Origin of the sequence: Pseudarthrobacter enclensis (assembly GCF_030811655.1) — a bacterium.
GTDB classification, from domain to species: Bacteria; Actinomycetota; Actinomycetes; order Actinomycetales; family Micrococcaceae; genus Arthrobacter; species Arthrobacter enclensis_A.
The window spans coordinates 77,537-103,134 of sequence record NZ_JAUSRE010000007.1 but is presented as its reverse complement, the minus strand read 5'-3'; the positions used below and the strand labels follow the sequence as shown (position 1 = coordinate 103,134).

Annotated in this window: 24 protein-coding genes and 1 riboswitch; of the genes, 9 read left to right on the top strand and 15 right to left on the bottom strand. The window is 68.0% G+C overall.

Features of this window, described 5'->3' with window-relative positions; all coding sequences use genetic code 11:
• Positions 1 to 81: 81 nt before the first annotated feature.
• The 10 genes from hemL to hemE form a co-directional block, all read right to left on the bottom strand.
• Positions 82 to 1,413 (bottom strand): glutamate-1-semialdehyde 2,1-aminomutase, encoded by a 1,332-nt coding sequence (hemL, locus tag J2X98_RS08670; protein WP_141942341.1) that lies wholly within the window; start codon positions 1,411 to 1,413, stop codon positions 82 to 84.
• Positions 1,414 to 1,488: 75 nt separating this feature from the next.
• Entirely contained in the window at positions 1,489 to 2,565 is a 1,077-nt protein-coding gene (locus J2X98_RS08665; RefSeq protein ID WP_141942343.1) for an LLM class flavin-dependent oxidoreductase, read from the bottom strand.
• Positions 2,562 to 3,545: a porphobilinogen synthase gene (hemB, locus tag J2X98_RS08660; protein ID WP_307306694.1), complete on the bottom strand. Its 984-nt coding sequence runs from the start codon at positions 3,543 to 3,545 to the stop codon at positions 2,562 to 2,564. The genes J2X98_RS08665 and hemB overlap by 4 nt, the downstream gene beginning before the upstream one ends.
• A 62-nt stretch (positions 3,546 to 3,607) precedes the next feature.
• Positions 3,608 to 4,474, bottom strand: a complete 867-nt coding sequence (locus J2X98_RS08655; protein ID WP_141942346.1) for a uroporphyrinogen-III synthase — start codon at positions 4,472 to 4,474, stop codon at positions 3,608 to 3,610.
• 7 nt (positions 4,475 to 4,481) lie between these two features.
• Positions 4,482 to 5,480 (bottom strand): hydroxymethylbilane synthase, encoded by a 999-nt coding sequence (hemC, locus tag J2X98_RS08650; protein WP_141942348.1) that lies wholly within the window; start codon positions 5,478 to 5,480, stop codon positions 4,482 to 4,484.
• Positions 5,477 to 6,664: a ferrochelatase gene (locus J2X98_RS08645; RefSeq protein ID WP_307306854.1), complete on the bottom strand. Its 1,188-nt coding sequence runs from the start codon at positions 6,662 to 6,664 to the stop codon at positions 5,477 to 5,479. Before J2X98_RS08645 ends, hemC begins: the two co-directional genes overlap by 4 nt.
• Before the next feature lie 53 nt (positions 6,665 to 6,717).
• On the bottom strand, positions 6,718 to 7,419 hold the full coding sequence (hemQ, locus tag J2X98_RS08640; protein ID WP_141942349.1) for a hydrogen peroxide-dependent heme synthase: 702 nt from the start codon (positions 7,417 to 7,419) through the stop codon (positions 6,718 to 6,720).
• A 112-nt stretch (positions 7,420 to 7,531) separates the two neighbouring features.
• Positions 7,532 to 8,488: a hypothetical protein gene (locus J2X98_RS08635; RefSeq protein ID WP_307306687.1), complete on the bottom strand. Its 957-nt coding sequence runs from the start codon at positions 8,486 to 8,488 to the stop codon at positions 7,532 to 7,534.
• A gap of 138 nt (positions 8,489 to 8,626) precedes the next feature.
• Positions 8,627 to 10,075 carry a protoporphyrinogen oxidase gene (gene hemG / locus J2X98_RS08630; protein ID WP_307306684.1) on the bottom strand — a complete coding sequence of 483 codons (1,449 nt, stop codon included), beginning with the start codon at positions 10,073 to 10,075 and terminating at the stop codon, positions 8,627 to 8,629.
• A 3-nt stretch (positions 10,076 to 10,078) separates the two neighbouring features.
• Positions 10,079 to 11,173, bottom strand: a complete 1,095-nt coding sequence (gene hemE / locus J2X98_RS08625; protein ID WP_307306682.1) for a uroporphyrinogen decarboxylase — start codon at positions 11,171 to 11,173, stop codon at positions 10,079 to 10,081.
• Positions 11,174 to 11,331: 158 nt separating this feature from the next.
• On the opposite strand from hemE, the gene J2X98_RS08620 reads away from it, so the two are divergent.
• Positions 11,332 to 12,660 carry a glutamyl-tRNA reductase gene (locus J2X98_RS08620; protein ID WP_307306679.1) on the top strand — a complete coding sequence of 443 codons (1,329 nt, stop codon included), beginning with the start codon at positions 11,332 to 11,334 and terminating at the stop codon, positions 12,658 to 12,660.
• A gap of 119 nt (positions 12,661 to 12,779) precedes the next feature.
• Here J2X98_RS08620 and moeB read toward each other — a convergent pair whose 3' ends face one another.
• Complete coding sequence (gene moeB / locus J2X98_RS08615; protein ID WP_307306677.1) at positions 12,780 to 13,979, bottom strand: molybdopterin-synthase adenylyltransferase MoeB; 1,200 nt, start codon at positions 13,977 to 13,979, stop codon at positions 12,780 to 12,782.
• Between the two features lie 84 nt (positions 13,980 to 14,063).
• Here moeB and J2X98_RS08610 point away from each other — a divergent pair, with 84 nt between their 5' ends.
• The 3 genes from J2X98_RS08610 to J2X98_RS08600 are packed head-to-tail and all read left to right on the top strand — an operon-like array spanning position 14,064 to position 15,339.
• Positions 14,064 to 14,729, top strand: a complete 666-nt coding sequence (locus J2X98_RS08610; RefSeq protein WP_141942366.1) for a TetR/AcrR family transcriptional regulator — start codon at positions 14,064 to 14,066, stop codon at positions 14,727 to 14,729.
• Positions 14,730 to 14,777: 48 nt separating this feature from the next.
• The gene (locus J2X98_RS08605; RefSeq protein WP_141942369.1) at positions 14,778 to 15,002 is read left to right on the top strand and encodes a DUF3107 domain-containing protein; all 225 of its coding nucleotides are present in this window, start codon (positions 14,778 to 14,780) and stop codon (positions 15,000 to 15,002) included.
• Between the two features lie 34 nt (positions 15,003 to 15,036).
• The gene (locus J2X98_RS08600) at positions 15,037 to 15,339 is read left to right on the top strand and encodes a hypothetical protein (RefSeq protein WP_141942373.1); all 303 of its coding nucleotides are present in this window, start codon (positions 15,037 to 15,039) and stop codon (positions 15,337 to 15,339) included.
• Positions 15,340 to 15,428: 89 nt separating this feature from the next.
• Here J2X98_RS08600 and J2X98_RS08595 read toward each other — a convergent pair whose 3' ends face one another.
• From J2X98_RS08595 to thiO, 3 genes are all read right to left on the bottom strand, one after another.
• Complete coding sequence (locus tag J2X98_RS08595) at positions 15,429 to 16,244, bottom strand: thiazole synthase (RefSeq protein WP_141942376.1); 816 nt, start codon at positions 16,242 to 16,244, stop codon at positions 15,429 to 15,431.
• 4 nt (positions 16,245 to 16,248) lie between these two features.
• Positions 16,249 to 16,485 carry a sulfur carrier protein ThiS gene (gene thiS, locus J2X98_RS08590; RefSeq protein ID WP_141942380.1) on the bottom strand — a complete coding sequence of 79 codons (237 nt, stop codon included), beginning with the start codon at positions 16,483 to 16,485 and terminating at the stop codon, positions 16,249 to 16,251.
• On the bottom strand, positions 16,482 to 17,783 hold the full coding sequence (gene thiO / locus J2X98_RS08585; RefSeq protein WP_307306669.1) for a glycine oxidase ThiO: 1,302 nt from the start codon (positions 17,781 to 17,783) through the stop codon (positions 16,482 to 16,484). Before thiO ends, thiS begins: the two co-directional genes overlap by 4 nt.
• Positions 17,777 to 17,895: riboswitch (TPP riboswitch) on the bottom strand. Its footprint overlaps the gene before it by 7 nt.
• A gap of 27 nt (positions 17,896 to 17,922) precedes the next feature.
• Here thiO and thiE point away from each other — a divergent pair.
• From thiE to J2X98_RS08565, 4 genes are all read left to right on the top strand, one after another.
• Complete coding sequence (gene thiE / locus J2X98_RS08580) at positions 17,923 to 18,672, top strand: thiamine phosphate synthase (protein ID WP_174237523.1); 750 nt, start codon at positions 17,923 to 17,925, stop codon at positions 18,670 to 18,672.
• Between the two features lie 36 nt (positions 18,673 to 18,708).
• The gene (locus J2X98_RS08575) at positions 18,709 to 20,181 is read left to right on the top strand and encodes an RNB domain-containing ribonuclease (protein WP_307306663.1); all 1,473 of its coding nucleotides are present in this window, start codon (positions 18,709 to 18,711) and stop codon (positions 20,179 to 20,181) included.
• Between the two features lie 290 nt (positions 20,182 to 20,471).
• Positions 20,472 to 22,166 (top strand): DEAD/DEAH box helicase, encoded by a 1,695-nt coding sequence (locus J2X98_RS08570; protein WP_307306661.1) that lies wholly within the window; start codon positions 20,472 to 20,474, stop codon positions 22,164 to 22,166.
• A gap of 9 nt (positions 22,167 to 22,175) precedes the next feature.
• Complete coding sequence (locus J2X98_RS08565; protein ID WP_141942388.1) at positions 22,176 to 23,048, top strand: DNA-methyltransferase; 873 nt, start codon at positions 22,176 to 22,178, stop codon at positions 23,046 to 23,048.
• On the opposite strand, the gene J2X98_RS08560 is transcribed toward J2X98_RS08565, so the two are convergent.
• Positions 23,045 to 23,893 (bottom strand): PHP domain-containing protein, encoded by an 849-nt coding sequence (locus J2X98_RS08560; RefSeq protein ID WP_141942390.1) that lies wholly within the window; start codon positions 23,891 to 23,893, stop codon positions 23,045 to 23,047. The genes J2X98_RS08565 and J2X98_RS08560 overlap by 4 nt on opposite strands.
• Before the next feature lie 80 nt (positions 23,894 to 23,973).
• Here J2X98_RS08560 and J2X98_RS08555 point away from each other — a divergent pair, with 80 nt between their 5' ends.
• A complete protein-coding gene (locus J2X98_RS08555) occupies positions 23,974 to 25,548 on the top strand; it encodes an aminopeptidase P N-terminal domain-containing protein (RefSeq protein ID WP_141942393.1) in 1,575 nt (524 codons plus the stop codon).
• Positions 25,549 to 25,598: the final 50 nt, after the last annotated feature.

Sequence of the window (25,598 nt, the reverse complement as noted above, 5' to 3'; positions counted from 1 at the left end):
CGAAAAGAAATCCCCGCCTGCAGTGTGCAGGCGGGGATTTCTTTGTCTATGGGAGTGAAAGGGACGCGCCGTCCCCCGCACCTACCCCTGGGCGGCAGCGGCGGCCTTGGCGGCGGCCGGCAGCGCGTCGTAGATCCGGTTCATCGCGTCGTCGTCGTGAGCGGCGGAGAGGAACCAGGCCTCGAAAACGGACGGCGGCAGGTAGACCCCGGACTCGAGCATCGAGTGGAAGAACGGGGCGTAGCGGAACGCCTCCTGCGCCTGCGCGTCGGCGTAATTGTGGACGCCGTTGGCAGAGGTACCGAATGCCACAGAGAAGAGGTTCCCCGCGAACTGGATGGAGTGGTCAACACCTGCTGCATCCAGGGCGTTGGAGACGGCGGAGGACAGTTCCAGCGACCGGACGTCAATAAAGGAGTAGACGTCCCGGGTGGCGTGGGTCAGGGTGGCAACACCAGCCGCCATGGCCACCGGGTTTCCGGACAGGGTGCCGGCCTGGTACACGGGGCCGGTGGGTGCCAGGTAGTCCATGACGTCTGCACGGCCGCCGAGCGCCGCCGTCGGCATGCCGCCGCCGATGACCTTTCCGAAAGTGAGCAGGTCAGGTGTCCACGGGTCCTCGGCATCCGGCGCACCGCCTGTGAGGCCCCAGTAACCGGAGTAGCCGGTGCGGAAACCGGTGAGGACCTCATCGACGATGAGGAGTGCGCCGTGCTCGCGGGTGATCCGCGACAGCCCGGCGTTGAACCCTTCAGCCGGGGTGACTACCCCCATGTTGGCCGGTGCGGCCTCCGTGATCACGGCGGCGATGTCCTGCCCGTGAGCGGCGAAAGCTTCCTTGACGGCCGTGAGGTCGTTGTACGGGAGCACCAGGGTTTCGGCGGCGGTGGCTTCGGTGACCCCGGCGGAACCGGGCAGGGCAAGGGTTGCCACGCCCGAGCCTGCCGCTGCCAGGAGGCCGTCCAGGTGGCCGTGGTAGCAGCCGGCGAATTTGATGATGAGGTTCCGGCCGGTGAAGCCGCGGGCCAAACGGACCGCCGTCATGGTGGCTTCGGTTCCGGTGGACACCATGCGGAGGCGCTCGACGGCGGGCACGCGCTCCTGCACGATGGCGGCCAGGTTGGCCTCATCCGGGGTTGAGGCGCCGAAGGAGAGGCCGCGGTCCACCGCAGCGTGAACGGCGTCGAGGACGGCCGGGTGGGCGTGGCCCAGCAGTGCCGGTCCCCACGAGCAGACCAGGTCCACGTATTCCTTGCCGTCGGCGTCAGTCAGGTACGCTCCCTTGGCCGAGACCATGAAGCGCGGCGTGCCGCCGACCGAGCCAAACGCACGGACCGGGGAGTTGACGCCGCCCGGCATCAGCTGGCGGGCGCGGTCGAAGAGTGCCTCGTTGCGGGCGTTGCTGGAAGTCATGGTTCCTATTCTCTCAGTTAGCAGGTGAGCCGGGCAGCATGGGGGCCCGGCAGCACAGTTGAGCCAGGGGCACGGTCAACCTGCGAGCAGCTCGGCGACCCGGGGTGCCACCGCCGTGCCCATCAGTTCAATGGAGCGCATCATGGCCGCGTGTGGCAGCGGACCATTGCTGTATTTGAGGTCGAAGCGGTCAACGCCCAGGTTGCGCTTCAGCCGGACGATCTTCCGGGCCACCGTTTCCGGCGATCCCACGTAGAGGGCGCCTTCCGCGGAGCACAGGGCGTCGAACTCGCCCCGCCCGGCCGGACCCCACCCGCGCTCGGCCCCGAGCTTGTTGCGCAGCTGCAGCCAGTGCGGGAACAGTTCTTCCCGGGCCTGCTCGTCGGTGTCCGCCACATGGCCCGGCGAGTGGGTGGCTATCTGCTGCATTGGGTGCCCGTACTTGGACATGGCCTCCCGGTACAGGTCAGCCAGCGGCCGGAACCCTCTGGGCTGCCCGCCGATGATGGCGAAGATGATCGGAAAGCCGTAGTGGGCGCAGCGGAGCACGGACTCCGGTGTTCCACCTACGCCGATCCATGTGGGCAGCAGGTGGTGTTCCAGCGGCGGGTAGACGCTCAAGCCGTGCAGGGCCGGCCGGGTACGGCCCTCCCAGTGGACCGGTTTTTGGGCGCGGACCTTGCTGAACAACTCAAGCTTTTCCTCGAACAGCATCTCGTAGTCCGCCAGGTCCAGGCCGAACAGCGGGAAGGACTCCACGAAGGATCCCCGTCCCAGCATCACTTCGGCACGGCCGTTGGAGATGGCATCGACGGTTGCGAAGCGCTGGAACACCCGGATGGGATCGTCCGAGCTCAGCACGGTCACTGCAGAACCAAGGCGGATTCGGGTAGTCCGTGCCGCGGCTGCCGCCAGGAAGACTTCCGGCGCGGACACGGCGTAGTCCTTGCGGTGGTGCTCCCCCACGCCAAAGGCATGGAGTCCGACGGCGTCGGCAAGTTCCGCCTGCTCCAGCAGTTGGCGCAGGACCTGGGCGTGCGGTTGCGGGCTGCCGTCGGAATTTACGCCGACGTCCCCGAACGTGTTCAGGCCGAGGAGGATGCGGTCCTCCCCCACCGGTGTGGCGGGTCCGGCGGCCGGTCCGTCTGTCAATGGGATTCCTTGAGCCAGCCGGCCAGCTCGGCAGCCCAGTAGGTGAGGACTGTGTGGGCTCCGGCGCGGCGGATTCCCAGCACTGATTCGGTGATGGCGGCACGGCGGTCGATCCAGCCGTTGGCGGCCGCGGCCTCGATCATGGCGTACTCACCGGAGATCTGGTAGGCGGACACGGGCACGGGGCTCATCGCGGCCACGTCCGCAACGATGTCCAGGTAGCTCATGGCCGGCTTGACCATGATGATGTCGGCGCCTTCGGCGAGGTCCAGTTCCACCTCGCGCAGGGCTTCGGTGCGGTTGCCGGCGTCCATCTGGTAGGTCCGGCGGTCGCCCTTGAGCTGGGAGTCAACCGCTTCCCGGAAGGGGCCGTAGAACGCGGAGGCATACTTCGCCGCATAGGCGATTAGCGAGGTGTTCACGTGGCCGGCGCCGTCCAGCGCCGAGCGGATAGCGGCGATCTGGCCGTCCATCATGCCCGAGGGGCCCAGCATGTGGGCCCCTGCTTCGGCCTGCGCCACGGCCATCCGTGCGTAGATCTCCACGGTGCGGTCGTTGTCCACGTAGCCCTCGGCGTCGAGCACTCCGCAGTGGCCGTGGTCGGTGAATTCGTCCAGGCACACGTCGCTCATGACCACCAGGTCATCGCCCACCTCGGCCCGGACGTCCCGGATGGCTTTGTTCAGCACACCCTCCGGATCGAGGGCGGCGGTCCCTTCGGCATCGCGCGTTTCGGGAATGCCGAAGAGCATGATGCCGCCGAGGCCCAGCTCAACAGCCTCCGCAGCGGCCCGCTTGAGGGTGTCGGTGGTGTGCTGGACGACGCCGGGCATGGACGTGATGGGGTTCGGCTCCGTCAGTCCCTCGCGGATGAAGGCAGGAAGAATGAGTTCCGACGGTGCGAGGCGGGTTTCGGCGGTCAGCCGGCGCATGGCGGGGGTGGTACGCAGGCGGCGGGGGCGTTGGTTGGGGAAAGTCATGGTTCCGGTCCTTCGCGTTTGTCTTTTGAGTCTGTTGGTGAACGGGAGGCACTGCGGTTTCGTCAGGGCGGGCTAAGCGCCTTCGCAACGGCGGCCACCAGCCCGTCGGGGGTCGGCTCAGCCGCCACGGCTGCCACATCCAGGCCCAGGGCAACTGCCTGGTCCGCCGTCGAACGGCCAATCACCACCAGCCGGCAGCCGGCCAGCGGCCCAAGCGCTGAAATCCGGCGCACGGCGCTTGGCGACGCGGCAATCACCGCGGCCATGCGGCCTGCTGCGATGTCCGCGGCGGCAGCATCCGGGGTCAGGAGTGGGTACGACGGCGGCTGCGCACCGGCGTCGTCCGCATCCGGCTGGACGGCAAGACGGCGCTCCGCTGCCGCGGGATAGTCGACAGTGCGGTAGGCAGTCACCACGGTAACGTCGCTGTCCGCCGCTGCCAGTCCTTCAGCCAGGGCGGGTGCGGCGATGTCCGCCTGCGGCAGGAGGATCCTGCCTGTCCCTGGCCAGACGTCAAGCAGGCCGGCAGCCGACTGCTCTCCGGGCGGGGTGAGGGCGACAGCCAGTCCCCCGGCCTCGAGCAATCTGCGTGTTGCGGGACCGACGGCGGCGATCCGCGTCCCGGAGGGGACCAGCTGGTCCAGGCCAAGCCCGCGTTCCGCCGCCTTTTCCATGAGGACGTGGACCGTAGTGGCACTGCTGACGACCAGCCAGTCGAAGGCACCTGCGGCCAGGGCGTCGCAGGCGACGTCCAGCGCGTGCTGGTCCGGGGCCCGTTCGAAGTCGATGAGCGGCAGCAGCACTGGCGTCGCGCCGGCCTCTTCCAGCGCCGCAACCAGGGCAGCGGACCGTTCAGGGCTGCGGGTGACCAGGACCCGGGCCCCGCCAAGCGGTGCCTGGGCTCGGGACCCGTTGGAAGGCTCCGTCATCGCCAGGTCAGGACGCCTGCAGGTCTGCGATGTCGGCGGCTCCGGCGGCAAGGAGGGCCTCGGCCAGTTCAATGCCCAGCAAGGTGGCGCCCACTTCCGTCAACCCGTCTGTGGCGCGCTTGTCACGCACGGTGTCGGTACCGTCAACGGCGCAGACCACCGCTTCCAGGTGCAGCATGCTGCCCTTGCGGTAGGCGTAGGCCCCCACAGGAGCTGCGCAGCCCGCCTCGAGCCGGGCCAGCAGGGCGCGCTCGGCAGTGACGGCGAGGCGGGTGTCGGGGTCGTCCAGGGCCGCCAGCGCCTGGGCCAGCACCTCCCGGGAGCCTTCCGTTGACCCCTGTTTCGGCGGAGCGTCGGCCGTCCGGCACTCGATGGCAAGGGAACCCTGGCCGGCTGCCGGCAGCATCACGTCGGTTTCCAGGTACTCGGTGACGGCATCCAGCCGGCCGATGCGCTCCAGGCCAGCAGCCGCAAGGACCACCGCATCGAGGTCGCAGGACTTTCCGGCCACCACCTGGTCGGTGGCATTGCCGGGCAGGCCGGGAACCCGGCCCAGCCGGGTGTCCACGTTGCCGCGGATGTCCACGATGTCCAGGTCCGCGCGGGCCGCCCTCAGCTGGGCTGCACGCCGCGGCGAACCGGTGCCAACGCGGGCTCCTGCCGGCAGGTCGGCCAGCTTCAAGCCATCACGGGCACACAGGACATCCCGGACGTCCACCCGCCGCGGCGTGGCGGCAAGGCTGAGCCCCACCGCCGCCCCCGTTGGCAGGTCCTTGAGCGAGTGGACGGCCACATCGCACTCGTTGCGCAGGAGCGCGTCACGCAGGGCGGCGACAAAAACGCCGGTGCCGCCCATCTGGGACAGGGGCCCGGTGAGGACGTCCCCGTCCGTGCGGACGTGCACCAGCTCCACGGGGAAGCCTCCGACGGCGGCGAGCTGGTCCGCGGTCTGCCGTGTCTGGGTGAGAGCCAGTTTGCTGGCGCGGGTTCCGATCCGGACGGTCACAGCTGCGCCGTTTCACCGGCAGCGTCTGAGGGGTACGGGTCGTGCCCGGTGCCAACAGTGGTGTCCGCGCCGGAAATGGTCGGCTTCTCGCCGCGGAAGTTGGCGCAGCACCCCGGCCTGCAGACGTCGTACCAGGGACCAAGATCGGTCAGTGCCGGGCGGTCGCTGATGTTGTTGGCCACGGTCCGCTCGCAGATCAGGTCCACGAGTCCATCGACGAACTTGCGGTGTGTCCCGGGAGTGGGCACGCGGGTGGCAACCAGTCCCAGATTGGCGCAGGTTTCCATCGCCTCGGTGTCCAGGTCCCAGACAACTTCCATGTGGTCGCTCACAAAGCCCAGGGGGACGATGACGACGCCCTTGACGCCCTGGCCGGCCAGTTCCTCAATGGCGTCGTTGATGTCGGGTTCCAGCCACGGCACATGCGGGGCACCCGAACGGGACTGGTACACGAGGGACCATGGCGCGTCGAGCCCGGATTCATCCTTGACCCGCGCCATCACGGCCGTGCCGTTGGCCAGGTGCTGGGCCACGTAGGCGGAGCCTTCCTCGAACTGGCGCGGCTCATCTTCGGACCGGCCTGCGGCCTCGGCGTCGCGGGTGGGAATGGAGTGGGTGGCGAACAGGACGTGGACGGGGGCGTCAGGCGTACCCGCTTCGGCGAGCTTGGCGCGGACCTCGGCCAGGCCGGCGGCAGTGCCTTCCACGAACGGTTCGACGAAGCCGGGGTGATCGAAGTACTGGCGGACCTTGTCCACTTCCAGCCTGCCGTCCAGACCGGTCTCCGTCAGCGCCATGCCGATATCCTCGCGGTACTGGCGGCAGCTGGAGTAGCAGGAGTAGGCACTCGTGGTGAGCATCAGCACCCGGCGGTGCCCGGCGTCGTATGCTTCCTGCAGTGTCTCCGGGATGTACGGTGCCCAGTTGCGGTTGCCCCACAGCACGGGCAGCTCGATGCCGCGGGCAGCGAGTTCTGCTTCCAGTGCTGCCTTGAGTTCGCGGTTCTGCTGGTTGATGGGGCTGACGCCGCCGTTGGCACGGTAGTGGTGCGAGACCTCCTCGAGCCGCTCGTCCGGGATGCCCCGGCCGCGGGTGACGTTCCGGAGGAACGGGATGACGTCCTCCTGGCCTTCCGGTCCGCCGAAGGAGGCGAGCAGGACGGCGTCGTAATTCTTGGGGGCCATGCGGCCGGCCTCGGTGACCGGATTGACGGCCGTGGCGGCCTGCTGTTCCGGGCTCACGCGAGGACCTCGGCAACCTCGTCGGCGGAGATGCGGCGTCCGGTGTAGAACGGAACTTCCTCGCGGACGTGGTTGCGCGCCTCCGTGGAGCGCAGGTGGCGCATAAGGTCCACCAGGTCCACGAGTTCGGGCGCTTCGAGGCCCAGGATCCACTCCCAGTCGCCCAGGGCGAACGAGGAAACGGTGTTGGAGATGACCTGGGGGAAGTCGCGTCCCAGCAGCCCGTGGTCGCGGAGCATCTTGCCGCGCTCGGCTTCCGGGAGGAGGTACCACTCGTAGGAGCGCACGAACGGGTAGACACAGAGCCACTCGGCCGGAGCGACACCGCGGGAGTAGGCGGGCGTGTGGTTCTTGGCAAATTCCGCCTCGCGGTGGACGCCCATGGCGGACCAGACGATCTCGGTGCCGGCAAAGAGGGTGCTGCGGCGGATGTCGCGGATGGCCTGCTGCAGCGCTTCCGGCTTGGGGCCGTGGAGCCACACCATCACGTCGGCATCGGCGCGCATGGCTGAGACGTCGTAGCTGCCGCGGTGCGTGACGCCGGCGGCGGCGAGGCGCTCCAGCAGCACCTCGAAATCGGCGGCGGCGTCAGCACTGCGGACCACAGGCTCCGACCGCTTGAATACCGTCCAAAGGGTAAAGAACTGCTCGGCTGATTCTTCGGTTTTAGTGACAGATTCGGCAGAAGTGTGGCTCATGGTTACCAGTTTGCCCCTTCCCTGCCCCCAAGGCGAAACCGAAGAGTTCTACAACTCGTAGAAGTGATCAAAGTCACGTTTTGCCGTGCGGCACGCCGCGATGGACCGGATATCAGGGGCGGCGCATGCGAAGGAACACCAGCCCCGCGGCGGCACCCACGCCAACCAGCCCGGCCCCCAGCCACACCATGGCACCAGGCACGTCCCGCAGCGGCCCGACGAAGGACACCGGGCGTCCCGGGCCTGCCTGCTCGCCTGCCGCCTGCGGCAGCCGCGTCGGCTGGGAGTTCCGTGCATTGATGGACAAAGCTGTGGGCAGCGGAGAAGCCGTGGCCCCTTGCGCACCGGGTCCATCGGCGCCGGCGGCAAGGGTACCGGGCAGGAAATTTACCCCAGCACCGGCACCAGGCACCGCGGACTGTTCGCCGGATACCGGGGCAGCGCCTCCCTGGCCGGCCGCGGGCGCGGTTCCCTCCGCCGGCGCGGCAACCGCCGGCAACTGGCCCGTGACGCCTGCGGCCGGAGCTGCTCCTGCCGCGGATGCAGCACCAGGCGCAGAGGCCGCACCGGAACCAGCTGGTGTGGACGCCCCCGGCCGGGCCACCGACGGCGAACCCGTTGGTGCTGCCGCGGATGTGGTTTGCGGGCCCGGCGCCATGGGCGTCCCCGAGGTTGCCGGACCCGTAGGCGCCGCGGTCCAGTCCGCGGACGGGGAAACGGTGATCACCGGAAGCAGGGCGTCAGGCACTGTAGGGATTGCGGACGGCGTGCGCGGCGTCCGGGCTGCCGGGGCGCCGGCACCGGGTCCTGCCGGGTTCTGCCCTTCACTCCCCTGCGGGGAGGATCCGCCAGTCACGTCCGGCCCCGGCGTAACGGCAGCAGTTTGCCGGGCAGCGATGGACAGCCCGAAAGCCGCAGCACTGGCGGCTGGGGCTGCGGGGTCCTGCGGAGGGGGGACTGCGTCGTCTGCCAGGGACGCCTGGACGCCGGTGGAAAGAACCAGTACCGCTCCGACGGCCGCTGCTGCGGTACCGCGCCGGATTCCCCCATGGATACCGGTCCGGGACATTGAAAGCTCGGACCTGTGTTGAACCATAGTCATCGACCCTAACCAGAACAATTGTCCGATTGGAAACCGGAAAGCCCGGCCCGGACGGTGCCGCACGCGGCCGTGCACCTGCTGAACCCCGCTGACCAGCAGCGATGCTCAGGCGGCGGTCAGCCGGCCGATTTGCTCACGTGTGTCGGCCACCACAGCGGCCAGGCCGTTCCCCGCCACCCAGCCGCCCACCACGGCCAGTCCGCCGGCAGCAGTGCATGCCTGGCGGATTTCCGCTGCCCGCGCCCGGTGCCCCACGGCGGCGAACGGCAGGGCTCCGCGCCACCGGACCACGTCCCAGCCCCGCACGTCCTCCCCGGAGATCCGGACGTCCAACAGGGCGGAGGCATCGCGGAGGGCGGCCACGAACAGCTCATCATCGGTCCCGGGGCCGGCGGGCTGCGCCGAAGCACCGTCCACGCGGCCATAGGAAAGACGGACCACGTGGTGACCCGGACCGGCAGCGGCTGCCAGCCAGTCCCATTTGCCCGTGGCGTGCGTGAGCGCCTTTGCTTCGATGCCCGGTGTCTGGGGAGCCACCAGGATTCCCGTTCCGCGGGGGCGCCGGTCCAGCTCCGGTTTGTCCAGCACCAGCGTGACCAGCTTGACGTCGGGCCCCGCCGCCGGTTTCTTTCCGGCGACCGCGGGGACCGCCTGTTCCAGCAGTCCGACGGCGGCAGGTCCCTCCACGGCGACGACCAGCAGGGCGCCGTGGAAGGTTGTACCCGCGGCCTGGACGAGCCAGTCGGCCGGGGAGCGCGAAATTGTTGTGGCGGCGGCGCCCAGCAAGAGGGTCACTCCCCGGCCCCGGAGATCCGCCACCAGGGCGTCCACCAGGGTGTGCATTCCGCCGTCCAGGCCGGCGACGGCGGAGCCCGCCTTGGCCGGGTGGCTCCCCGGGGCTTTGCCGGGCGTTCCTGCGCCGCGCCGCTGCGCCGAAACCGCGGCAGCGAGGGAACCATGCCTGCGGAGCCCGGCACGGAGCCCGGGGGCCACCATGTCGACGTCGAGCAGTCCGGGATCAGCGGAGTGGACCCCGCCGACCACGGGTGAAACCAGCCGTTCCAGCACGCGCGAACCCATCCGGGCCCGAACCAGGGCGGAGACGCTGGTGACGCCCGCTCCGGCACCCACAGAGGCCGGCAGCAACCGGTCCAGGGAGGCGCGGAGTGAGCCCAGGATACCCAGCGTTCTGCGCACCTCGGGGTCCCAGGGGTTGGCGGGGATGCCCAGTACCCCGGTGCGGGGCAGCTCGCGGGGTCCGTCCGGAAGCTGCACCCAGGCACCTCCGGGGCGTGGGGGGACAATCTTCCCGCCGAGCCCGAGTTCGGCGCAGAGCCGGGCGACGGCGTCGGACCTGGTAGCGAAGGACTCGGCGCCGCTGTCCAGGGTGAGTCCGGCGACGGTATGGCTGCCCACGCACCCGCCCCACGCCGTCCCCGCTTCGAGGACGGTCACCTCATAACCAGCCGCGGCGAGTTCCCGGGCGGACAGCAGTCCGGAGATCCCGCCGCCCACCACCAGCGCCCTGCCGGGCTTCGCCGGCGAGCTGCCCATGGCTTACTCCGGCGCGATGGAGTGGATGAGCTCCACCACCCGGGTCAGGACGTCCGGGTCCGTTTCGGGCGGTACGCCGTGTCCCAGGTTCAGGACGTGGCCGGGCGCGGCGGAACCGGCGGCAATGACGTCACGGACGTGCGCTTCGAGGATGTCCCATGGGGCTGCCAGGAGCGCAGGGTCGATGTTCCCCTGCAGCGGCACGGTTCCGCCCAGCCGGCGGTTCGCCTCGTCCAAGGGCAGCCTGTAGTCGACACCCACCACGTCGACGCCTACGTCGCGCATGGCCACGAGCAGCTCGGACGTGCCGGTGCCGAAGTGGATGAGCGGGGCACCAAGCTGCCGGACATGGTCCAGGGCGCGGGCCGACGCCGGTGCAACGTATTTGGTGTAGTCGGCAAGCCCCAGCGAGCCGGCCCAGGAGTCGAAGAGCTGCGCGGCGGAGGCGCCGGCCTCCAATTGGGCCTTGAGGAACATGCCGGAGGCGTCGGCCGCCCAGTTGGCCAGAGCCGTCCAGGTTCCCGGGTCCGCGTGCATCATGGTCCGGGGACCCAGGTGGTCACGGGACGGCTTGCCCTCCACCATGTAGGCGGCCAGGGTGAACGGTGCACCGGCGAACCCGATGAGTGGGGTCTTTCCCAGTTCCGCCACCGTCAGCCGGACCGCTTCACGGATGGGCTCAAGGGCTTCCCACGTGAGCTGCGGCAGGGCTGCGACATCGGCCGCCGTGCGTACGGGCTTGTCCAGCACGGGCCCTACACCCGGGACGATGTCAACGCCAACCCCGGCAAGCTTCAGGGGAATGACAATGTCCGAAAAGAAGATTCCGGCATCCACGTCATGCCGGCGCACGGGCTGCAGGGTGATCTCGGAGGCCAGCTCCGGCCGGAGGCAGGAGTCAAGCATGGCGATGCCCTCGCGGACCTTCAGGTACTCCGGCAATGACCGTCCCGCCTGCCGCATGAACCAGACAGGACGGCGGGACGGTTTGCCCCCTCGGTAGGCCGTGATCAGCGGTGAGTCTGCGGTACGGCCGTCCATCAGTGGATGGTCTGCGGCAAGGGTGCCGGCAGCGGAGACGGCAGGGCTAGGAGTCATGCTTTTGATTGTGCCGAAAAAGAGCTGCAAAAGATAACGACAACCTGTCGACTGACGGCCCCGCTTCGGCAAGGTGGCGCGAATCACTTCAGGCTGTGGCGACAATCCTGTCCGAAGATTGTTCTACCGGGCAACGAAAAAGCTATGATTGGTCTGCTGTGGTTCTTTTCTCATTGGTGGCTACACACGCCGACATCGATCTTGAAACCGTTGCTCAGCTGAGCAACGGTTCTTCCGGGATTGCCGCATCCGCGCTCACCGAATCCCCCGCCGTGGCCGGAGCGGTGGTGCTCGCCACCTGCAACCGCTACGAGATCTACGGCGAGGCCCCCCATCCGGACGACGTCGAAGCCGCCCGCGCTGCCTTGGTCTCCCGGATCAGCGAGGCCAGCGGGCTGGCCGAATCCCTCGTCTCGCGTTCCTTCAGCACGCGCACCGGGAAAGAGGTGACCCAGCACCTGTTTGCCGTCAGCGCGGGACTGGACTCCGCCGTCGTCGGCGAACGCGAAATCGCCGGCCAGGTACGGCGGGCACTGATCACCGCCCAGCATGACGGCACTGCCAGCGCGGGACTTGTCCGGCTGTTCCAGGCGGCGTCGAAGACCGCCAAGGATGTGGGTGCGCAGACGGCCCTCGGTTCCCGGGGGCTTTCCATCGTGTCCGTGGCATTGGACCTGGCCACTGATCTTTCCGAAAACCCCGACTGGTCGGCCAAGAAGGTTGTCCTCTTCGGCACCGGCGCCTACGCCGGTGCCACCATGGCCCTGCTGCGGGAACGCGGCTGCACGGACATCTCCGTCTACTCTTCTTCCGGCCGGGCCGAAGGATTCGTGGCCTCGCGTGGAGGTGTTGCCCTCAATGCTGATTCGTTGCGGCCTGCCGTTGCCGCCGCCGACGTCATGATCGGCTGCAGCGGGTCGGATACGCGGGTTGAGGCCGATGAGCTGGCCCAGGTCCGCGCCGGTTCACCGCAACCCCTGATTGCCATCGACCTGGCCCTTACGCATGACTTCGACCCCGCCGTCGGCGAGCTGGAGGGCGTGGAACTGCTGACCCTGGAGTCCGTCCGCCTGGCCGCCCCGCAGGAACAGGCGGAATCGCTGGCGCAGGCCAGCGGCATCGTCAAGGGCGCTGCCAAGGCATTCGAGCAGGAACGGGAAGCCCGCTCCGTCGATTCAGCCATCGTTGCCCTGCGGCGCCACACCATGAACGTCCTGGACGCGGAGATGGAAAAGGTCCGCGCCCGCCACGGCTGCACCGCCGCAGCCGAAGAGGTGGAGTTCGCCCTCCGCCGTATGGTCAAGCAGTTGCTGCACGTCCCCACCGTCCGCGCCCGCGAACTCGCCGCAAATGGTCAGCAGGACGACTACGTTGCGGCCCTGGAGGCCCTGTACGGCATCACGGTGGAGCAGCCGGCTGCACCGGCTCCGCCTGCAGTGGTTGAGGCCGAGTGCCCGGTGGACCACAACGGCCGCGAAACCGCCTGAGGTTCCCCGCCCAACGCCCCATCATCATTTACCCCTGACCGGGGAACGCCCCATCACTTCCTTGAGGAAAGTGATGGGGCGTTTTTTGGATCAGCGCGAAAGGTGATGGGGCGTCCGGGTCAGTAGACGGGCTTTCCGGGTTCCACCTCCCGCACCCAGGCCAGGATCCCGCCGTCGAGATGGCTGACGCGCTGGTACCCGGCTTCCCGCGCCGCCGCCAGGACGTTGGCGGACCGTGTTCCGGCCTTGCAGTGGAACACGATGTCACGGTCCCGCGGCAGCTCATCCCACGCTTCGCCGGCCAGGATCCGTCCCTGCGGAATCAGCTTGGCCCCGTCGATGCGGACAATGTCGTACTCCCCCGCCTCGCGGACGTCCACCAGCTCAAAGTCCTTGAGCCCGGCATTCCGGGAGGCCAGCATGGTGGCGAGCTGCGTGGCGGTGACAGTGTGTTCGGTGTCCGCCTGGGATGCAGGGGCGATCCCGCAGAACGCCTCGTAGTCCGTGAGTTCGGTGATGGGCTGGGCTGCAGGGTCCTTGGATACCCGGATCTCGCGCCAGCTGCCGCCGAGGGCATCGAAGAGGGCAACCCGCCCCAGCAGGGAACGCCCGACGCCGGTAATCAGCTTCACTGCCTCCGTCACCATCAGCGATCCCACGGCGGCGCACAGCATGCCGAACACGCCGCCCTCGCCACACGAGGGTACTGAGCCGGCCGGCGGAGCCTCGGGGTAGAGGTCGCGGTAGGTGGGTCCGTGCTTTTCCCAGAACACGCTGACCTGGCCATCGAAACGGAAGATGGAACCCCACACATAGGGTTTGCCCAGGATGGCTGCGGCGTCGTTGACCAGGTACCGCGTGGCGAAGTTGTCGGCGCCGTCCAGGATGAGGTCGTACCCGCTGAACAGCTCCAGGGCGTTCGAGGAGTCCAAACGGACGTTGTGCAGCCGCACGTCCACGAGCGGATTCAGCTCCGCGATGGCATCGCGCGCTGACTCCGTCTTGGGCCGGCCCACGTCGCTGACCCCGTGGATCACCTGGCGCTGCAGGTTGCTCAGGTCCACCACATCGTCGTCGATGATTCCGATCGTGCCCACACCGGCCGCGGCCAGGTACAGCAGGGCCGGTGCGCCCAGGCCGCCGGCGCCGATCACCAGCACCCTGGCGTTCTTGAGCCGCCGCTGCCCCAGGGCACCGATCTCGGGAATGATTACGTGCCGCGAGTACCTTTCCACCTCGGCCGGGCTGAGGGCGGCAGCCGGTTCCACCAGTGGATCCAAGGAAACGGTTGACACATTTGCGGTGAAAGACGAAGCCATACTTCAATGTATGCCCCGGGATACCGCCGGGTCATATTACCCCGCAGTAAAGTGAAGGTAACTGCAATGGAAAGAAGGACAACTGTGGTCCCTGAAGCACGGGCTGACCGCCCGCCCGCGGCCGAACCGCAGGCTCCCTCCCGTCCCCCAGGCCAGCGGTCCGCCCGGATGCCCCGGGATGAACGCCGGGCGCAGCTCCTCGTTGCGGCCCAGGAGGTATTCGTGGCCAACGGCTACCACGGTGCTGCCATGGATGAGATTGCGGAAACCGCGCACGTCAGCAAGCCGGTGCTGTACCAGCATTTTCCGTCCAAGCGCGATCTTTACCTCGCGCTGCTGGAAAGCCATCTGGCATCCCTGACCGAACTGATGCTGGGAGCCCTGAACTCCACCACGGACAACGACGAACGTGTCCAGGCCGTGATGCGTGCCTACTTCCACTTCATTGCCAGCGACGACCAGGCGCACCGGCTGGTGTTCGAATCGGACCTGATCAACGACCCCGACGTCAGCTCGCGGCTGGAGACCTTCAACAGGACCTTCGCCGACGCCATTGCCCGGGTCATCGCCGAGGACACCAAGCTCCCCCACCTGGAGGCGGAGCTCCTTGGCCGCGGGCTGGCCGGGATGGCGCAGGTCAGCGCCCGTTACTGGCTGGAAACGGACGGCAACCTGGACCTCGATGTGGCCAGCGACCTCATCTACCGTTTAGCTTGGCGCGGAATCTCTCGCTTCCCCAAAGAGTCCTAGACTACAAATAAGACATCATCGACGAACTTCACAGGCTGGGAGGCCCCCTTGGAAATTAAGATCGGCGTACAGAACGTTGGCCGCGAGATCGTGCTGGAATCGACGCAGGATGCCGACACCGTGGCCAAGGTTGTGGGCCAGGCCATCAGCGAGGGCGGCGAGCTGCGCCTGAAGGATGACAAGGGACGCCTGATCATCGTTCCGGGCAACGCCCTGGCCTACGTGGAAATCGGCGCCGAAGAGGTCCGTCGCGTGGGCTTCGGCCAGTTCTAGTTTCCACCGGCCACCCAGTTCGCAAGGGAGATCCATGCTTTCGCTGACCATCGTGGTGCTGGCCACTGTTGCCGCCGGATTCATCATCTGGGCCAGTGACAAGCGGCATGCCAAGTACGGCGCGGCCCTGCCGGCAGGCATCGCCGCGGGTGTTGCGGCTTTGGCCTGGATCATCCTTATCGCGGCCGGCTTCGGCTACCTGCCCGGGCTGACCTGGCTTCCGTGGGTCCTTCCCATGGTCCTGGGCACAGCTGCTGCGATTGCCGTCGTCGTTTACGTGGGACGGACCCGTGCCCGCCACGACACGGAGCGGCTGACGGCCATCCTGCGGCGCTGACGCCGCCCCGGCAGAGCGGCTGCCGACAGCACAGACAGCTGTGGCCACCACCCATTCCGGGTGGTGGCCACAGCTGTCTGTTCATCGGATCAGAGGAACTCCGCCCGGCCCTCCATTGCCGATGACGCCAGGGCGTGCTCCCGTCGCGGGATGCGGCCGGCCGCGCGTGCCATCCTGCCGGCGATCACTGCATGCTTGAACGCCTCGCCCATGAGCGCCGGGTTCTGTGCGCGGGTCACGGCCGTAGCCAGCAGCACGGCGTCACAGCCAAGCTCCATGGCCAGCGCGGCATCCGACGCCGTGCCGATGCCTGCGTCAAGGACCACGGGAACCGAGGCCCGGGACACGATCAGCTCAATGTTGTGGGGGTTCAGGATACCCAGCCCGGTTCCAATGGGCGCGCCCAGTGGCATGACCGCGGTGGCACCCAAATTCTCGAGCCGCAGTGCCAGCACGGGATCGTCATTGGTATAGGCGAAGACTTTGAAGCCACGGTTCACCAACTGCTCCGTGGCCTCCACGAGCTCCACGGCGTCCGGCAGGAGGGTCTGCTCGTCGGCGATGACTTCCAGCTTCACCCAGTCGGTCTCCAGGGCCTCCCGGGCCAGCTCCGCGGTGAGTACTGCGTCCCGTGCGGTGAAGCAGCCGGCGGTGTTGGGCAGCACGCGGATGCCGTGGTCCACCAGCAGCTGGAACAGCGAGCCGGTCTCAGCCGTAGAGTAGCGGCGCATGGCCACGGTGGTCAGGGCGGTACCGGAGGCCAAAAGCGCAGCACCCAGGCCGTCCAGGCTCGGCGCCCCGCCGGTGCCCATGATGAGCCGGGAACCCAGGGCGACGCCGTCGATCACCAGTGCGTCGCCGGGGCCTGCGTTTCCCGCAGGGTTGATGGTGCTGGTTTCGGTCATGGTGTCAGCCTCCCTGTACTGCAGTGACGAGTTCGATGTCGTCGCCGTCGGCGAGCGCCGTGGCGAACCATTGGCTGCGCGGCACCACCTGGGCGTTGTGCGCGACGGCGACGCCCAGTTTCCGGCCGTCCGTCGCCTGGCCGTCGCTGGCCAGTGGGCGGCCGGTGACCTGGGTGACGAGGGTGGTGATGGAGGCGCCGTCAGCCACCGTGTGCGGGTTTCCGTTGAGGGTGATGTTCACGCTGTCTCCTTGATGTGGGTGCTGTGATCGGCAATTGGTGGACTGGAGAACCGGTCAGGGCTGAAGGGCGACCAACGGGGGTCGGCTTTTCCATCCAGCAGTTCCGTGCAAATGGACGCTGCCGCGGGGGTGAGCAGGACGCCATGCCGGAAGAACCCCGTGGCGATAATCAGACCGTGCACTGTTGCACAGGATCCTTCGTCCAGTGAACCCGGGTTCACTGGAACCCTGCCCAGCAGCGGTGCGTTGTCCGGCGTTCCCGGCCGGGCGCGGGCAGTGCATTCCAGGAGTTCGAGTTCGGCGACGGCGGGCACCAGCGCCTGCGCGTCCCGGAGCAGCTGGTAGACGCCGCCGGCGCTGACGGCGTCGGACAGGGCGTCCTCCCGCTGCGTTGCGCCGATGACCACGGTGCCGTCCTGCCGCGGAACGATGTACACGGCGATGCCGTGGACCATGCCACGTACGGTCGAGGTCACCAGTGGCTGGAGGTGCCGGGGAACGGCAAGGCGGAGAATGTCCCCGTGCACGGGCCTCAGGGGAAGGTGCAGCCCTCCGGGCAGGTTCTCCAGTGCCCCCGCCTGCAGGCCGTTGGCTACCACTGTTTCCGCGGCGAAGACCGCGCCTCCGCCGGCAAGGCGCGCGCCAACCACGTTTCCGCCTTGCCACAGCAGTCCGGTGGCGCGCTCCGGCACGGCAAACCCGTCCACCGCCCCGTCTGCGGCCAGCCCGGGTGACGCGGACGCCCCGGCCGCGAGGGCCAGCCGCAGGGCTGCCACCAGGCGCCGTGGATCCACCTGATGGTCGGCGGGAGTGTCAAGGGCGCAGGCGATGGCCGGGCTGAGGAGGGGTTCGCGGCGGCGGGCCTCCCGCACGGTCAAGGGCTCTACGTCCAGGCCGTTGGCCTGCTGCACGGCGCGCAGGTCCATGAGCGCCCGCCGGTCGGCGGCGTCGGCACCTACGGCGAGCGTCGGCGTCGTCAGATATCCGCAATCCGCGCCCGTTGCAGCGGCGACCCCGGCGGCAAAGGCCGGCCAGCGTGAAGATGATTCGAGCATGAGTTCCAGGAGCTGTTCCTCCTGGTAGTGCAGTTCGCTGACCGGGGCCAGCATGCCTGCGGCGGCCCAGCTGGCACCGGCACCGGGCGCATCGTCGATGAGGACCACGGAGCGTCCGGACCGCTGCACCTCCCAGGCGATGCCGTGCCCCACCACTCCCCCGCCGATGACTGCCACGTCGGCGCGGATACCGGAAGGGGTGGGAGCACCGGACCCAGTGTGGTCTTTGATGGGGGTACGCATATGGGTTCCTTCCCTACGCCGGCATTAACCGGATCAGGTCAAGCGGTCGGCTCTGACGCCCTCTCAGCCCGGCGCTTTGTGACAGCTGCCGCGGGCTCCCGCAGTACCTGCCCAGTTTAGAGGAACTAGGCTTGCAGGCATGAATGCGACCACCCCATCCTTCCCCGCAGCTACCCACGCACCGGCTGCCGGCGCCGTCAATGCTGAAGTCGTCAATGTGCGGAACAACGATGCCCTGAAGGCAGCGCGCCTGTACCTCTGCACCGATGCGCGGAAGGAGCGGGGCGACTTTGCCGAATTCGTGGATGCAGCGTTCACCGGTGGCGTGGACATCATCCAGCTGCGCGACAAGGGAATCGAGGCGGCGGAGGAACTTGATCTCCTGGCCGTACTGAAGGAAACGGCCGTCCGGCACGGCAGGTTGTGGGCCGTGAATGACCGCGCCGACATCGCCGTACTGTCGGGCGCGCCGGTGTTCCACATCGGCCAGAAGGACCTTCCGCTGGCCGCTGCGCGCACGTTGGTCAACGGCAACGCCGCCATCGGGCTCTCCAGCCACACGCGCGAACAGGTGGACGCCGCACTGGCGGCAACCGCAGGCCCCTCGGGCCTGGACTACTTCTGCGTGGGTCCGGTGTGGGCCACGCCCACAAAGCCCGGCAGGGCGGCCGTGGGCCCCGAGCTGGTGAAGTACGCCGCGAAGGCTTCCCGGGAGGCGGCAGATCCGGTGCCCTGGTTTGCCATCGGCGGCGTCGACCACGGCAACGTCCACCAGGTGGCGGAAGCCGGCGCGCGCAGGATCGTGGTGGTCCGTGCAATTACCGACGCACCGGATCCTGCCGCCGCTGCTGCTTCCCTCCTCGACGCGTTGGACGCCGCCGGATCCTGATGCCATATCCGTGGACTTGGAGCTACGCTGATTTTTGTGTCACATCATCGGTTGGCCCCCAACGTCCACGACCACAAGAACGCCCTGGAAGAGGCGTTGGGCCTGCTGCGGACCGAACTCGAACTTCCGGGCACTTACCCTGCCGACGCCGTGGAGGACGCCCGGGCTGCCGTGGCCGCACTGAAGCTGCCCTCCTACGACCTGACCGCCGTCGAGTTCGTGACCATCGATCCGGCGTCCTCCACCGACCTGGACCAGGCCGTGTTTATCGAAGTGGACGGGGACGGCTACCGCGTGATGTACGCGATCGCGGACGTACCGGCGTTTGTGGCTCCGGGAGGTCCGTTGGACGCGGAGACGCGGCGCCGCGGGCAGACCTTCTACGCTCCGGACGGCCGGATCCCGCTGCATCCGGAGGTCATCAGCGAAGGGGCAGGCAGCCTGCTGCCCGGCCAGGAATGTTCGGCGTTCGTCTGGGACTTCACGCTCGACGGCGACGCGTCGGTGCTGACGGTGGGCGTCCGGCGGGCGCGGGTACGCAGCCGCGACAAGCTGAGCTACAAGGGTGCCCAGGCAGACCTCGACGCCGGGACAGCCTCCCCTGTGCTGCATTTGCTCCGTGAGGTGGGCCTGAAGCGGGTGGCACTTGAGCGGGCCCGTGAAGGCGCCAGCCTGAACATGCCGGAGCAGGAAATCGTCCAAATGCCCGACGGCGGTTATCGCATCGACGCGGTTCCGCAGCTTCCGGTGGAAGACTGGAACGCGCAGATTTCCCTGATGACGGGAATGGCGGCCGCGCAGCTCATGCTCGAAGGCAAGGTAGGCATCCTGCGCACCATGCCCGCTCCGGATGAACGGTCGTTAAAGCATTTCCGCCTGCAGACCGAGGTCCTGGGCAGGCCGTGGGACGGGGAAGTCAGCTACGGCGAGTACCTGCGGTCCCTCGACCCCACCGACCCGCGCCAGCTGGCCATCATGCACTCTGCCGGCATGCTCTTCCGCGGCGCCTCTTATACAGCCTTCGACGGGACTGTGCCCGAAGACGGCATCCAGTCCGCCATCGGTGCCGCCTACGCCCACACCACTGCACCGCTGCGCCGCCTGGTGGACCGGTTCGTCCTCGTCATCTGCGAGGCCCTGTGCAACGGCGGCGATGTTCCAGGCTGGGCACGGGAGGCCCTTCCGCTGCTGCCCGGCATCATGGCCGGCTCGGACCAGTTGGCGTCACGGATGGAGCGCCTGGCCCTGGACACAGTTCAGGCGGCCCTGCTACTAAACCACATTGGGCAGGAGTTCGACGCGATTGTCATTTCCGGGTCCAGGCCGCAGAACGGCAACGGCAATGGCAACGGCAAGAACGGCAACGGAAGTTCCGGCATCATCCAGATCGCCGAACCGGCGGTGACGGCCCGCTGCGCCGGGGAGCTGGAATCCGGAACCAAGGTCCGGGTACGGCTGGTTTCATCGGACATCACCACCCGCCAGATCCACTTCGAGCTCATCTCCTGAATCCCGTCGCGCGCCCTTGAGCGCCTAAAACCGTGTTTCCTGACCCTTGCCGCTAGACTGGAGGGGTAGAACTGGATGCCCGGTCGTTGATTTCCTCCCATTGAAACCAACAAGCCCGCCCCTACGCGATCTTGAGATTTGCCCGCTGGTCCCCAGTGCCAGCATTAGATAGCCCGCGATCGGCTTCCACTGGAATCGCTTGCGCGCCTGAGCGTGCTCCGGAGCGGCCAGCCTTGGCCGGACCGTTGAGCAGGCAGCGCCATTGCCTAAATGAATAAGGAAACTCCCCTGTGAGTGAATTGCATACCCACCAGCTCCTGAGCGATGCGTCCGGCACGGAAACCATTGAGCCGGAAGAAACCATCATCTCGGACGAAACGCCGCACGAGATCGCCGAGAAGTCCTTTGCCGACTACAACGTCCGCGAAGACATCGTCGACTCCCTGGCCGACGCCGGGATCACCCACCCGTTCCCCATCCAGGCCATGACCCTGCCCGTCGCCCTGGCCGGCCACGACATCATCGGCCAGGCCAAGACCGGCACCGGCAAGACCCTCGGCTTCGGGATTCCGGCCCTCCAGCGCGTCGTGGGGCAGGATGACCCCGGCTACGCAAAGCTGGCAGTCCCGGGCGCCCCGCAGGCCCTGGTCATCGTTCCCACCCGCGAACTGGCCGTGCAGGTGGCCAACGACCTGCAAACGGCGTCGCGCAAACGCAACGCACGGATCGCCACCATCTACGGCGGCCGCGCCTACGAGCCTCAGGTGGAGGCGCTGCAGCAGGGCGTCGAGGTGGTTGTCGGCACCCCCGGCCGGCTCATCGACCTCTACAAGCAGAAGCACCTGAGCCTGAAGAACGTCAAGATCGTCGTCCTGGACGAAGCCGACGAAATGCTGGACCTGGGCTTCCTGCCGGATGTGGAAACGCTCATCGCGGCCACCCCCGCCGTCCGCCAGACGCTCCTGTTCTCCGCCACCATGCCCGGCCCCGTCATCGCGATGGCGCGCCGCTACATGACCCAGCCCACCCACATCCGCGCTGCGGACCCCGAGGATGAGGGCCTGACCAAGCGGGACATCCGCCAGCTGATCTACCGTGCACACAGCATGGACAAGACCGAAGTGGTGGCCCGCATCCTGCAGGCGCGCGGCCGCGGCCGGACCATCATCTTCACCAAGACCAAGCGCACCGCCGCCAAGGTGGCCGAGGAACTGGTGGACCGCGGGTTCGCTGCCGCCGCCATCCACGGCGACCTGGGCCAGGGTGCCCGTGAACAGGCTCTCCGCGCCTTCCGCAACAACAAGGTGGATGTCCTGGTGGCCACGGACGTGGCCGCCCGCGGCATCGACGTCGAGGACGTCACCCATGTCATCAACTACCAGTGCGTGGAAGACGAGAAGATCTATCTGCACCGGGTGGGCCGCACCGGCCGCGCCGGCAACAAGGGCACCGCCGTCACGTTCGTGGACTGGGACGACGTTCCCCGATGGGCCCTGATCAACAAGGCACTTGGCCTCAACGTACCCGAGCCCGTTGAAACGTACTCGTCCTCGCCCCACCTGTACACGGACCTGGACATCCCCGAGGGCACCAAGGGCCGCCTGCCCCGTGACAAGCGGACCCTTGCCGGCGTTGACGCGGAGGTACTCGAAGACCTGGGTGAGACCGGCAAGAAGAACAGCCGGGGCGGCCGGGACTCGGGCCGCCCCCGTGAGCGCGACGGCCGGGGACGCGGCAAGGCCGACGGCGGCAAGGGCGGCCGCCGCGAAGGTGGCCGCAGCGGTGACGCCGCGGCCCGCCCAGGCGAGCGCCGCCGTCGTACGTCAAACCCGGACGCGGCGCCCGCCGCTGAAGCTGCCCCGCCCGCAGCCGCCGCCGAGCAGCCCTCACGCGCCCGCCGCACCAGGACCCGTACCCGCCGGCGCAATGGCGAAGTGGTGGCGGGTGCCGACAAAGGCACGCAGCCCGGCACCTCCGAGGGCTAACTCCCGGAAATGACTGACACTGTTTGGGCGCCGGACGGCAGCAGCCTGGTGGTGCACGCGGACAACGCGGCGTACCTCCCCACGCTGCCGGACGGCGCCTTCACGCTGATATACGTAGACCCGCCGTTCAACACGGGCAGGCCCCAGCAGCGCCAGGAAACCCGGATGGTGGCCAACGCCGACGGCAGTGGTGACCGGGTGGGCTTCAAGGGCCGCTCCTACGACACCATCAAAGGCGCCCTGCACCGCTACGACGACGCGTTCAGCGACTACTGGTCCTTCCTGGAGCCCCGGCTCGTGGAGGCATGGCGGCTGCTGGCCGACGACGGGACGCTGTACCTGCACCTGGACTACCGCGAGGTGCACTACGCCAAGGTGATGCTGGATGCGATCTTCGGCCGGGAGTGCTTCCTTAACGAGATCATCTGGGCCTACGACTACGGCGCCCGGGCAAAGAACCGGTGGCCCACCAAGCACGACAACATCCTGGTGTACGTCAAGAATCCGGCGAAATACCACTTCGACAGCGCCGAGGTGGACCGTGAACCCTATATGGCGCCGGGCCTGGTGACCCCCGCCAAAAGGGAACTGGGCAAGTTGCCCACCGATGTCTGGTGGCACACCATCGTCTCGCCCACCGGCAAGGAAAAGACGGGCTACCCCACGCAAAAGCCGGAGGGCCTGGTGCGCCGCGTGGTGGCCGCGTCATCCCGCCCCGGGGACTGGTGCCTGGACTTCTTTGCCGGCTCCGGGACCCTCGGGGCAGTGGCCGCAAAGCTCGGCCGGAAATTCGTGTGCGTGGACCAGAACCAGCCGGCCATCGACATCATGGCCAAGCGCCTGGGTGCGCACGCCGCCTTCACAGCGTTCCAGCCCAACTAGGGACGCACGACGGCGGCTCCCGTGCCGAGTTCCTCAATGCGGGCCAGCATGTCCGGTGCAGTGAGGTTCTCCCCCAGCAGGTTCGGCTTCCCCGTGCCGTGGTAATCGGAGGAGCCGGTGATGAGCAGGCCGTGCCTGGCCGCCAGCCTGCGCAGGAAGTCGCGGCCCTCCTCCGGGTTGTCCCGGTGGTCGATCTCCAGGCCGGCCAGGCCGGCGTCGATCATGTCGCGGTAGGTGCGCTCCCCCACAATCCGTCCCCGGGCAGACGCCACGGGGTGTGCGAACACGGGCACGCCGCCGGCGGCACGGACAAGTTCGACGGCGGTGGCAGGGTCCGGAGCGTAGTGCGGGATGAAATAACGTGAGCGGGAGGTGAGGATGGAGGCGAAGGCCTCTGAGCGGTCCTCCACCACGCCCGCCGCAACCAGGGCATCAGCGATGTGCGGCCGGCCGAGGGTGGCGCCGGGTGCCACGTGGTGGATCACATCGTCCCACGTGAGCGGGTAGTCTTCGGCCAGGATGGTGACCATCCGTTCAGCGCGGGTCAGGCGGGAATCCTTGGCCTTGGTGATCTCCTCCAAGAGGCCGGGATGTGTGGGGTCGTGCAGGTAGCTCAGGAGGTGGACGCTGATGCCTTCCTCCGTGCGGCACGAGACCTCCATGCCGGGCACCAGGGCCACGCCGTACGTTGCAGCAGCATCCGCCGCTTCCGTCCAGCCCGCCGTCGAATCATGGTCGGTCAGGGCCACCACGTCCAGCCCGGCACGGGCAGCCGAGGCCATGACATCGGCCGGCGCCTCGGTGCCGTCGGAGACGTTGGAGTGGGCATGCAGGTCAATCCTCACTTATCCAGCCTAGTGGACCAGGGACAGCAGACCGGGGAGGCCCGTTCGCGCTGCCGGGACGCTGGTGAGACGATGGTGCCGTGAACGATGCCGAAAACACCCAAAACTCTGCTTCCCAGCCGCTGGAGGACCGCGTCAACAACCGCTCCCAGCGGCCCAGTTCCAACGCGTTCAAGGCCTTTATGGCCAGCAACTGGGCGCCGTCCAGCCAGGACCTTCCCCAGCGCGACGCCGTCGCCGGTTACGCCGCAACCCGGCGCAAGGCGATCTCGACCCGGTTCAAAGGTGAACGCCTGGTCATTCCCGCCGGCCCGCTCAAGGTCCGCTCCAACGACTGCGACTACCGCTTCCGGCCCCACTCCGGCTTCGCGCACCTGACCGGGCTCGGCCTGGACCACGAACCCGATGCCGTCCTGATCCTGGAACCGGTGGACGAGGGAACGGGCGACGACGGCGGCAACCACCGGGCCACACTTTACTTCCGGCCGCTGGCCGGCAGGGATACGGAACAGTTCTACGCGGACTCCCGCGCCGGCGAGTTCTGGATTGGGGCCCGCCCCACCCTCGAGGAGTTCGAAGCCCGGCTGGGGCTGGCCACAGCGCATATCGACCAGCTGGAAACAGCCATCACCAAGGACGTGGGAGCCCCGGAGATCGGCGGCATCTCCATCCGCCTGGTCCGCAAGGTCGACGACAACATCGACGCACTGGTGGACACGGCCCGCTACAACACCGCCAGGGATCCCGAGAACCTGGACCTTGGCGAGCTCGACGCCCTGGACGAGAAGCTCAGCGAAGCCCTCTCCGAACTGCGCCTGCTCAAGGACGACTGGGAAATCGAGCAGATGAAGATCGCGGTGTCGGCCACCGTGGAGGGATTCGAAGAGGTGGTCAAGGCCCTGCCGCGGGCCCTCACCCACGCCCGCGGCGAACGCGTCGTGGAGGGGGCGTTCTTCGCCCGGGCACGCGAGGTGGGCAACGAACTTGGCTACGACACCATAGCGGCGTCCGGAAACAACGCCACCGTGCTGCACTGGACCCGCAACACCGGCAAAATCCATGCCGGCGAACTCCTGCTTCTTGACGCCGGCGTCGAGGCCGACTCCCTGTACACAGCTGACATCACCCGGACGCTTCCGGCCAGCGGCACCTTCAGCGACATCCAGCGCAAGGTGTACCAGGCAGTCCTCGACGCCGCGGACGCCGGATTCGCGGCGGCCCAGCCCGGAACCAAGTTCCGTGACATCCATACCGCAGCCACCACCGTGCTGGCGGAGCGCCTGGCCGAATGGGGCATCCTGCCGGTCAGCGTTGAAGAGGCCGTCAGTCCCGAAGGCCAGCAGCACCGCCGCTGGATGCCACACGGCACCAGCCACCACCTGGGCCTGGACGTGCACGACTGCGCACAGGCCAAGCGGGAACTCTACCTCGACGGTATCCTCACGGAGGGCATGGTGTTCACCATCGAGCCCGGCCTCTATTTCAAGAAGGAAGACCTGGCAATCCCCGAGGAGTACCGCGGTATTGGTGTCAGGATCGAGGACGACATCCTCATGACCGCTGACGGACCCGTCAACCTCAGCGCCGCCCTGCCCCGCGACGCCGGGGACGTGGAGGACTGGATGGCCGGCATCTACCGGACCGAAGAAGCCTGACGCCCAACGGGATGACGAAAAGAGCGGGACCGCCGGATTCACTCCAGCGG